This window comes from Streptomyces sp. NPDC001027 (assembly GCF_040299045.1).
Lineage (GTDB): Bacteria > Actinomycetota > Actinomycetes > Streptomycetales > Streptomycetaceae > Streptomyces.
Genome location: NZ_JBEPBI010000273.1, coordinates 1 through 9,915 on the forward strand (window position 1 = coordinate 1; position 9,915 = coordinate 9,915).

Sequence of the window (9,915 nt, forward strand, 5' to 3'; positions counted from 1 at the left end):
GGCCGGTGTTCAGGACACCGGCCGCCCCTCGGCCGTTCGCCGGACGGGCCGAGCCAGCCCGCCGGTCACCGCTCTACTGCGCCTGCTCCTGCCCCTGCTGGGCGGTCACCAGTTCCCGGCAGCGCTTCACGTCCTGCGCCATCTGCTCCAACAGCCCGTCCAGGGAGTCGAACTTGGCCTGGCCGCGCACGAACGCCAGGAAGTCGACGGCGACGTGCAGTCCGTAGAGGTCGAGGCCGACGCGGTCGATGGCGTACGCCTCCACCGTGCGCTCGGTGCCGTCGAACTGCGGGTTGGTGCCGACGGAGATCGCGGCGGGCATCGCCTCGCCGTCCACGTGCAGCCAGCCCGCGTAGACGCCGTCCGCCGGGATCGCGGTGTGGGGCAGGGTCTCGACGTTGGCGGTCGGGAAGCCGAGCTCGCGCCCACGCTGCGCCCCGCGCACCACGACGCCCTCCACGCGGTGCGGACGGCCGAGGATCTCCGCCGCGCCCGCGAGGTCGCCCTCGGCCACCAGACGTCGGGTCAGCGTCGAGGAGAACGGCTCGCCGCCGCCCGCCTCGCCGCGCACGTACAGGTCGACGACCTCCACCTCGAAGTCGTACACCTTGCCCTGTTCGGCGAGGAACTCGACGTTGCCCGCGGCCTTGTGGCCGAAGCGGAAGTTCGGACCCTCGACGACCGCCTTCGCGTGCAGCCGGTCGACCAGGACCTTCACGACGAACTCGGCAGGTGAGAGCTTCGAGAACTCGGTGGTGAACGGCAGGATGAGGACCGCGTCGACCCCGAGGTCCGCCATCAGCTCCGCGCGGCGGTGGTGGGGGGCGAGCAGGGGCGGATGGCTGCCGGGACGGACGACCTCGCTGGGGTGCGGGTCGAAGGTGACGACGACGGCCGGAACGCCCAGTTCGCGGGCCCGGTCCACGGCGTGCTGGATGATCAGCTGGTGTCCTCGGTGGACACCGTCGTAGGAGCCGATGGTGACGACGCTGCGTCCCCAGTCCTCGGGGATGTCTGCCAAGCCACGCCAGCGCTGCACTGTGACCGCTCCTCGAACCCTTGTCCGTGTCTGCTCTTGCCTCTTACGCAGGTCTAAGGGTGCCATGCCGGGTGCTTCCCGCCCGCATCGGCATGGAGGCTGTGACCCGGCCCACGTGAGACGGCCCACGTGAGCGGGCCTTCGCCGGCTGCAGGCGCCCCGCGGCGTCACACCGTCACACGCGGACCCGCCCCGCTCGCCGTCTCGCTCCCGGCCCCCGCGCCCGTATCCGCCCCGGTCCCCGCTCCGGTCCCGGTCCCCGCCCCGGCCAGGTTCTCCACCGTGCGGCGGGCGCTCGGGCCGATCACGGCGGCCCACTCCCCCGGCGCCTCCGTGATCCACTCCACCACCCGCGCGGCGAAGCCCGGCACGTGCCGACCCAGGTCGACCAGACCGCGGTCGAAGCAGGTCGCGCCGTGCTGAGTGCGGACGAGGAGGCGGCCGGTGAGGCGGAGGAGGTCGCGCAGGTCGTCGCCGTCACGGCCGGCGGCCGCGTACAGGACGGCGGCCAGGACGGCGGGGGCCTCTTCGCGGACGAGGAGGTGCTCCAGGAGCTCGTCCCGCAGCGGGCGGGACCCGGGCGCGCCGGGGGCGGCCAGCACCCCTGCCAGCGCGGCCCGGACCGGCTCCGGGCTCCCGTCGGCCAGCAGGCCGGTGACCAGGGGGAGGAGCACCGGGCGGGCGTCGGGCCCGTGATCGAGACGGCGGTCGACGTACGCGGCGACATGCCCCGCGCACTCCGGCCGGCGCTCGGCGGTCTCCTGCACCAGGGCGGCGATCCGGCGGGCCTCGGCGGGAGGGGCGGTGACCTCGGCGAGCGTCCACAGGACCCTGCCCGCGTCCGCGCGGTCGGCGCCGAGCAGACGCGCCCGGAACGCGTCCAGCACCGGCCCGGGGTCGGTGGACAGGGCGGGCAGCAGCGCGCTCGGCGGGAGATACGGGTCGTCGCCCGCCGCGAACCGATCGAGGGCCCGCGGCAGGCACCCGCGCCGGGTCTCGGGGTCGCGGACGAGAAGGGCGAGCGCGCCGCCGTGCAGAGGGCCGTCGCCGGGACGGGCGAGCAGCCCGAGGGCGGTGTGGCGCAGCAGGCGGCGGTCCGCCTCGGCTCGGGCGTGCGGCGCGGCGCTCAGGGCGTGTGCGACCGCCGCGGCCCGCCGGGCCGGACGCGCGTCGTGCGCCCAGCGGTCGACGGCCCGGCACAGCGCCGACGGCTCCTCCTCGGCCAGCACGGCGAGCAGTTCGGCGGCGCGGTGGTGCGCGCAGTCGACGAGCACGTCGGTGAGGTCGTCGAGGGCGCCTCGTCGATGGGTGTGCAGCAGGGCCTGCGCGGCCGTAGCCACCGTGGCGTGCGGGGTCGCGGGCAGCGGCCGCTCGTCGTCGAACCAGTGGGTGAGATGCGGCTGCACGACGGTCGGCTCGGCCGCGAGGAGACTGGCCACGACGTCCAGGTAGCGGGGCGCGTCCGCGTCGTGGGGGGCGCCGTCGGCGGGGACGAGACGGCGCAGGAGGTCGAGGCGGGCGTCGCAGGGCAGGGCAAGTGCCGTCCAGAACCCGGGGCCGAAGTCCGCGAGGGGCGGGCCCGTCTCCGCGGCGCCGGCGCCGATGCGGTCCGCCAGCAGGCGCAGGACGCCCGTGTACGGCGTCGCGTCCGGCACGCGCAGCAGGGTCTGGGCGAGCAGCCGGGCAGCCCACCAGGAGCAGGGGTCGGCCTCCAGGGAGTGGATCAGCTCACGCAGCCGGGCGGCGAGCCGGTGCGGGCCCTGGTGCCGGCCCAGGAGCAGCAGGGCCTCGAGCACGGGGCCGATGCGGTGACGCGGCACCGGGAGCGGGCGGTCGCCGCCGGGCGTCTCGGGACGGTGGACCAAGGCGCGCAAGGCCTCGTCCAGGTCGAGGTGGAGGCCCTGGAGCCAGTCGGCGAGTTCCTCGTGGGCGAAGCGGTAGCCGCTGCCCGCGGGCACGAGAAGGCCCTCGGTGAGGACGGCGGACGCCCAGCCGCTGTCGGCGCCGAGCCGGGCGGGCGCCGCGCCCCAGGGGAACACCGCCTCGAACGACGCCCGGTCCAGCTGGCCCTGTCCCGGTCCCAGGCTGCGGCGGGCGGCCTCGTGGACCTGTCCGGAGACCTTTGCCGCGAGGCGGCGCACGGCCGCGCCCCGCAGTCCGTTCTCGACGGCGATGCGGACGGCGATGCGCAGGCACATCAGGTCGAGATGGGCGGCGAAGACGTCGTCCCGGCCGAGGGGGGGCCGGTCGACGAGGGGCCCGTCGGCCGGGGACCGGTCGGCGTGGCCGGGCAGGGCGGCCCGGACCTCGGAGAGGAGGCGCAGGGTGAGGGGGTGACGGTCGTCGGGGGCGGCGAGCGCGGTGTCGGGGACGGCGTAGCGGGCGCGTGCCTCGCGCGCCTCGTCGGGGGTGAGGTCGCCGAGGCGGACGCAGGGCGGGAGCGGGCCCGACGCCTGTGCGGTCCCGTGCAGGGTCTGCGGCGGGAAGTGCGCGCCCGCCCGCTCCCAGTACTCCGCCCGGCACGCGATCACCAGTCGGGCGCCCGTCTCGCGCAGCCAGGCGGCGGTGCCCTCGCTCCAGTCGGCGAGCCGGTGGGCGAGGACCGGGGACATCTCCTCGGGGCCGTCGAGGAGCAGCAGCAGAGGGCGTCCTGCGGCCGCGGCGAGACGGGCCAGCCGCTCGGGGGTGACGCCGTCCGGACCGGCGGCGCCCGCAGCGGCTCCGCCTGGAACGCCGGACGCGCCCGCCGGGCCTGGCATGCCCGCCGGGCCCGGCTCGCCCTCCGCGCCCCAGGGTCCCGCTGCGCCCCGCGAGGCCCCCGCCCCCCACGAGATCCCCGTCGTGTCCGAGGCCCCCCTCGCGTCCGAGGCCACCGTCGTGTGCGGCGCGCCGGAGGACGTCGTCCCGGGCGTGCTCCGCCCCGCGGCCACGATGCGTGCCGCCCTGGCCAGGGTGCGGCGGACCGCGTCGGCGAGGGAGTCGTCGTCCGCCCGCAGGTCGGCGCCGCGCAGCCACAGGGTGGGGGCCTGCTCGGGCGCCCGGTGCCGGCGGGCGGCGAACGCCGCGAGTTCCGTCGTACGGCCGCTGCCCGGGGCGCCGACGAGGCCGAGGACGGCCGCCGGGCCCTCTGCGAAGGCGGCGAACTCCCTTGCCGGGTGGGCCCGTTCGACCGGGTCCGTCGCCGCGGGACGGGAACCGCCGGCCGCGCCGAAGCGGCCGGACAGCGCGTCGGGCGGGCCGTCCGAGGCGACGGAGGTGGCCGTCAGTTCCAGGACGCCCGCCAGATTGAGGTCCGCGCCGTAGGCGGGCACGGTCGCCGCGTTGCGGGCGAGCAGCTCGGCCAGGGGCCCGGCGGCCTGAGCCGGCGCCGCCCGCACTCCGTCCGCCCCGGACGGCGAACCGACGCCCGCGGTCCCGGTCGCCTGCGCATGACCCGCCCCGGCGCTCGCGGCCCCGCCCGCACCCGGATACGCGTACCCGGACCCGAACCCGATGCCGTACCCGTGTCGGGTCTCGCGCGACGACACGGCCGCCCCGGCGGTCGTCGTCACACCGCCCGCCGCACCGCGTTCGCCGTCCTGGCCCGCCCCTCCCGCCGGGGCGTCACCGGGCGGCGTCGGGGGTGAGGGACGGGAGGGACGCAGGGCGACGGCGAAGCCCGTGTCGCGGGGGCCGGAGCGCAGTGCCGTGCCGAGGACGGCGACGACCGCGCCGGTCGCGGCGTCGAGGACCGGCCCTCCGGCCGCTCCGCCGCCCAGCCGCAGCGCGTCCCGGCCCGCGGTGCCGATCGCCAGCTCGAGAGCCCCGTCGACCAGGTGGAAACGGTCCGTGGCCGTGTACGTCACGGACGCCTCGGCCAGCACCCGCGCCTCACGCCAGCAGCCGGCGGCCAGCCGGACGTACCGGCCGGGCTCGACGCCCTGCCGCACGGTCACCGGCAGCGGGTCCGCGCCGAGGCCTTCGGTGCGGACGAGCGCCAGGTCGAGCTCGGGCAGGGCGGTGACGGCGTCGGCGCTCACGAGGCAGCTGCGGTCGCCCGCGGCGTGCACGACGAGCCGGGAGAGGCCGTCGACCGTCTCGTGGCTGGTGAGGACCGTGCCGTGGTGGTCGGCGACGAAGCCGGCGCCGCGCGGCCGGCCGGCCAGGTCGCGGATGCGGACCAGGGAGGCGTCGACGCCGAAGGGAGCGCACGGATCTTCGTCGCGAGTGCCGCGAGGATCCGTCCGCCCGTCCCCCGACCTGCCCCGCATGGAGTCGTGCCGCGGTGTCCGCGGGCCCCGTCCCGCCATCGCCGTACCTCCCGCCGCGCCCGCGTGCCCTGCGGTCGACGGTAGGCGCGAAGGATCAGCGGAAGGGATTGCGGGACGAAAGCGCCCCCCTGCACTCCCTCGTTTCACTCCGAGCGCCTGCCCGGACGGGTGAATGAACACCCGCTGCCGAACGCAGCCTAGAGGTGGGGGAACCGAGGGGGGACCGTGGAGCGGCGGGGCAGCACCCCGTGCTCGCCGCTCCACGGGCAATCCGGAGGAAAGACGGCTCAGCCGAGCACGGCGAGGCTCTTCGCCTTGCCCTTCTGCTCCTCCACCAGGGCCAGGAAGCGGCCCTCGGGGTCGAACACGCCGACCGCGCCCGCGCCCGCGTACTCGTCGGGCATCTCCAGGCGCACGCCGTTCAGGAGCAGCCGGGCTCGCCGGGCGTCCACGTTCCAGCGGGGGAACGCGGCGGCGGCCGCGTCGCCGATCGGCAGCACGCTCAGCTCCTGCTGCAGCTGGTCGAGCGTCTTCGCCGAGTCCAGCTTGTAGGGGCCGACGCGGGTGCGGCGCAGGGCGGTGAGGTGGCCGCCGACGCCGAGGTCGGCGCCCAGGTCCCGGGCGAGGGCCCGGATGTAGGTGCCGGAGGAGCAGACGACCGACACGACCAGGTCCGTCACCGGGGTGCCGTCCTCCGCGACGGCGTCACGGACGTCGTACACGGAGAAGGCGGAGACGGTGACCGGGCGGGCCGGGATCGCGAAGTCCTCGCCGTCCCGGGCGCGCTTGTAGGAGCGCACGCCGTCGATCTTGATGGCGCTGACCTTGGACGGGACCTGCATGATGTCGCCGCTCAGCTTGGCGATGCCCGCGTCGATCGCGTCCCGGGTGACCTTCGAGGCGTCCGTGGACCCCGTGATCTCGCCCTCCGCGTCGTCCGTCAGGGTCGTCTGGCCGAGCCGGATCGTGCCCAGGTACTCCTTCTCGGTCAACGCCAGGTGCCCGAGGAGCTTCGTCGCCTTCTCGACGCCGAGGACGAGGACTCCCGTCGCCATCGGGTCGAGCGTGCCGGCGTGCCCGACGCGGCGGGTCCGGGCGATCCCCCGCATCTTGGCCACGACGTCATGCGAGGTGAAGCCCGACGGCTTGTCGACGATGACAAGTCCGTCGGGCGTGCTCTGCTTGCCGTTCATCAGGCGGAGTCGTCCGTCTCGTCCTCGTCGCCGGGCTTGCGGTACGGGTCGGCCTCGCCGGCGTACCCGGCGCCCGCGGACACCTCGCGGACCTTCTCGTCGGCGGCGCGCGCCCTGTCGAGGAGGTCGTCGATGGTGCGGGCGTTGTCCGGCAGGGCGTCGGCGACGAAGGCCAGCGTCGGCGTGAACTTCACGCCGGCCGCGCGGCCCACCTCGGAGCGCAGGACGCCCTTGGCGCTCTCCAGGCCCGCGGCCGCGGCCGCGCGCTCCTCGTCGTCGCCGTACACGGTGTAGAAGACGGTCGCTTCCCTGAGGTCGCCGGTGACCCGGGTGTCCGTGATGGTGACGTGGGAACCGAGCCGCGGGTCCTTGATCCCACGCTGCAGCTTCTGGGCCACCACCTCTCGGATGAGGTCCGCCAGCCTCTTGGCGCGCGCGTTGTCGGCCACTGGTCCGTCTCCCGTTCTTTCCTTGTTGCGTTCTTCACGTGGTCGGTCGTGTCAGTCGTCTTCGCCGTGGAAACGGCGTCTGACCGACAGCAGCTCCACTTCGGGGCGGGCGGCCACCAGCCGTTCGCACCGGTCCAGGACGTCGGTCAGGTGCTCCGCGTCACCGGAGACCACGGCGAGGCCGATGCGGGCCCTGCGGTGGAGGTTCTGATTGTCCACCTCGGCCGCGCTCACCGCGTACTTGCGCTGGAGCTCGGCGACGATCGGACGGACGACGGAGCGCTTCTCCTTCAGCGAATGCACGTCGCCGAGGAGGAGGTCGAAGGACAGTGTCCCCACGTACATGTGTAACCGGTTAACCCGCCGGTACGGGATCGACGGCCCTGCCGCCAGGGGGCAGGGACATCATGAACGGTACAACGTTGCGGTCGGCGACTCGACGGGGTTTTCCGTGCCGGGCGGCCGACGCAGTCCGGCCGCGGACGAGTCGTCCGGCCTGGCGGACGAGGCCCGCCCGTTCGGGGCCGAAGCCGGGTTTCGGGGACGGCAGCCCCCGAGACGGAGCGCCGGCCTACGGGAAGGTCTCCCGTCGGCCGGCGGCGTCCGTCTACTTACGCGCGGGGCTTCTCCCGCATCTCGTACGTCGCGATGACGTCGTCGATCTTGATGTCGTTGAAGTTTCCGAGGTTGATACCGCCCTCGTAGCCTTCGCGGATCTCGGTGACGTCGTCCTTGAAGCGGCGCAGGCCCTCGATGTTGAGGTTCTCCGCGATGACCTTGCCGTCGCGGATGAGGCGCGCCTTGGTGTTGCGCTTGACCTCGCCCGAGCGGACCAGGACACCGGCGATGTTGCCCAGCTTGGACGACTTGAAGATCTCGCGGATCTCCGCCGTGCCGAGCTCGACCTCCTCGTACTCCGGCTTCAGCATGCCCTTCAGGGCCGCCTCGATCTCCTCGATCGCCTGGTAGATGACCGAGTAGTACCGGACGTCGACGCCCTCGCGCTCGGCCATCTGCGCCGCGCGGCCCGCCGCGCGGACGTTGAAGCCGATGACGATGGCGTCCGAGCCCATGGCCAGGTCGATGTCCGACTCCGTGACCGCACCGACGCCGCGGTGCAGGACGCGGATGTCGACCTCTTCGCCGACGTCCAGCTGGAGCAGCGAGGACTCGAGGGCCTCGACCGAACCGGAAGCGTCACCCTTGATGATCAGGTTCAGCTGCTGGACCTCGCCGGCCTTCAGGGCGGCGTCCAGGTTCTCCAGGGAGAACCTGCGCGTGCGCTTGGCGAAGGCGGCGTTCCGCTCGCGGGCGGCACGCTTCTCGGCGATCTGGCGGGCGGTGCGGTCCTCGTCGACGACGAGGAAGTTGTCGCCCGCACCCGGGACGTTGGTCAGGCCCAGGACCTGGACCGGCGTCGACGGGCCGGCCTCGGCGACGTTGTTGCCGTTGTCGTCGAGCATGGCGCGCACCCGGCCGTAGGCGTCGCCCACGACCATCGTGTCGCCGACCCGCAGGGTGCCTCGCTGCACGAGGACCGTCGCCACGGCGCCGCGGCCGCGGTCGAGACGGGACTCGATCGAGATGCCCTGCGCGTCCTGGCTCGGGTTGGCCCGCAGGTCGAGCGAGGCGTCGGCCGTGAGGATCACGGCCTCGAGCAGCGAGTCGATGTGCAGACCCTGCTTGGCGGAGATGTCGACGAACATCGTGTCGCCGCCGTACTCCTCGGCCACCAGGCCGAACTCGGTCAGCTGACCGCGCACCTTGGTCGGGTCGGCGCCCTCGACGTCGATCTTGTTGACCGCGACGACGATCGGGACGTCGGCCGCCTTGGCGTGGTTGAGCGCCTCGACCGTCTGCGGCATGACGCCGTCGTTGGCCGCGACGACCAGGATCGCGATGTCCGTCGACCGGGCACCACGGGCACGCATGGCGGTGAACGCCTCGTGACCCGGGGTGTCGATGAAGGTGATCGCGCGGTCCTCTTCGTTGACCTGGGTCGAGACCTGGTAGGCGCCGATGTGCTGGGTGATGCCGCCGGCCTCGCCCGCGATGACGTTCGTCTTGCGGATGGCGTCGAGCAGTCGGGTCTTGCCGTGGTCGACGTGACCCATGACGGTGACGACCGGCGGGCGGACCACCAGGTCCTCCTCGTCGCCCTCGTCCTCGCCGAACTCGATGTCGAAGGACTCGAGCAGCTCGCGGTCCTCCTCCTCGGGGCTGACGATCTGGATCGTGTAGTTCATCTCGCCGGCGAGGACCTCGAGGGTCGCGTCGGAGACGGACTGCGTGGCCGTGACCATCTCGCCGAGGTTCATCATCACCGCGACGAGCGACGCCGGGTTGGCGTTGATCTTCTCGGCGAAGTCGGTGAGGGAGGCGCCGCGCGACAGGCGAATGGTCTCGCCGTTGCCGCGAGGCAGCATCACGCCGCCGACCGACGGGGCCTGCATGGCCTCGTACTCCTGGCGCCTCTGCCGCTTCGACTTGCGACCGCGACGCGCGGGACCGCCCGGACGACCGAAGGCGCCCTGCGTGCCACCACGGCCGCCGGGGCCGCCGGGACGTCCGCCGAAGCCGGGACGACCGCCGCCGAAGCCGCCGCCGCCACCGGGACCGCCGCCGCCGGGACGACCGGCGAAACCGCCGCCGCCGCCCGGACGGGCGCCGCCGCCGGGACCGGCCGGACGACCCGCGAAGCCGCCGCCGCCGGGACGACCGCCGCCGCCGGGACGACCCGCACCGCCGCCGCCCGGACCGCGGCCGCCGGGGCCGCCGCCGGGACGCGGGCCGGCAGCGGGACGCTGCGGCATCATGCCGGGGTTCGGACGCGGACCGCCGCCGGGACGGGGACCGCCGGGGCCCGCACCCTGCGGACGAGGCATGCCGCCCGGGCTCGGACGAGCGCCGCCCGGGGACTGCGGACGAGGACCGCCGCCCTGGCCGCCGGGGGCCTGGGGACGGGGACCGGCGCCCGGAGCGCC

At 74.7% G+C, this 9,915-nt stretch carries 6 protein-coding genes; all 6 read right to left on the minus strand.

Annotated features, from left to right (window positions below):
* Window positions 1–73: 73 nt before the first annotated feature.
* Window positions 74–1,039, minus strand: coding sequence for a bifunctional riboflavin kinase/FAD synthetase (locus ABT300_RS37515; RefSeq protein ID WP_351685784.1), 966 nt, complete (start codon window positions 1,037–1,039; stop codon window positions 74–76).
* A 167-nt stretch (window positions 1,040–1,206) separates the two neighbouring features.
* Complete coding sequence (locus tag ABT300_RS37520) at window positions 1,207–5,328, minus strand: serine protease (RefSeq protein ID WP_351685786.1); 4,122 nt, start codon at window positions 5,326–5,328, stop codon at window positions 1,207–1,209.
* 248 nt (window positions 5,329–5,576) lie between these two features.
* Window positions 5,577–6,482 carry a tRNA pseudouridine(55) synthase TruB gene (gene truB, locus ABT300_RS37525; RefSeq protein WP_351685788.1) on the minus strand — a complete coding sequence of 302 codons (906 nt, stop codon included), beginning with the start codon at window positions 6,480–6,482 and terminating at the stop codon, window positions 5,577–5,579.
* Window positions 6,482–6,931 carry a 30S ribosome-binding factor RbfA gene (rbfA, locus tag ABT300_RS37530; RefSeq protein WP_306949014.1) on the minus strand — a complete coding sequence of 150 codons (450 nt, stop codon included), beginning with the start codon at window positions 6,929–6,931 and terminating at the stop codon, window positions 6,482–6,484. The genes truB and rbfA overlap by 1 nt, the downstream gene beginning before the upstream one ends.
* Before the next feature lie 51 nt (window positions 6,932–6,982).
* Window positions 6,983–7,276, minus strand: a complete 294-nt coding sequence (locus ABT300_RS37535) for a DUF503 domain-containing protein (protein WP_351685791.1) — start codon at window positions 7,274–7,276, stop codon at window positions 6,983–6,985.
* A gap of 266 nt (window positions 7,277–7,542) precedes the next feature.
* Window positions 7,543–9,915, minus strand: a 2,373-nt coding sequence (gene infB / locus ABT300_RS37540; protein ID WP_351685793.1) for a translation initiation factor IF-2, incomplete at its 5' end; no start/stop codon positions are given.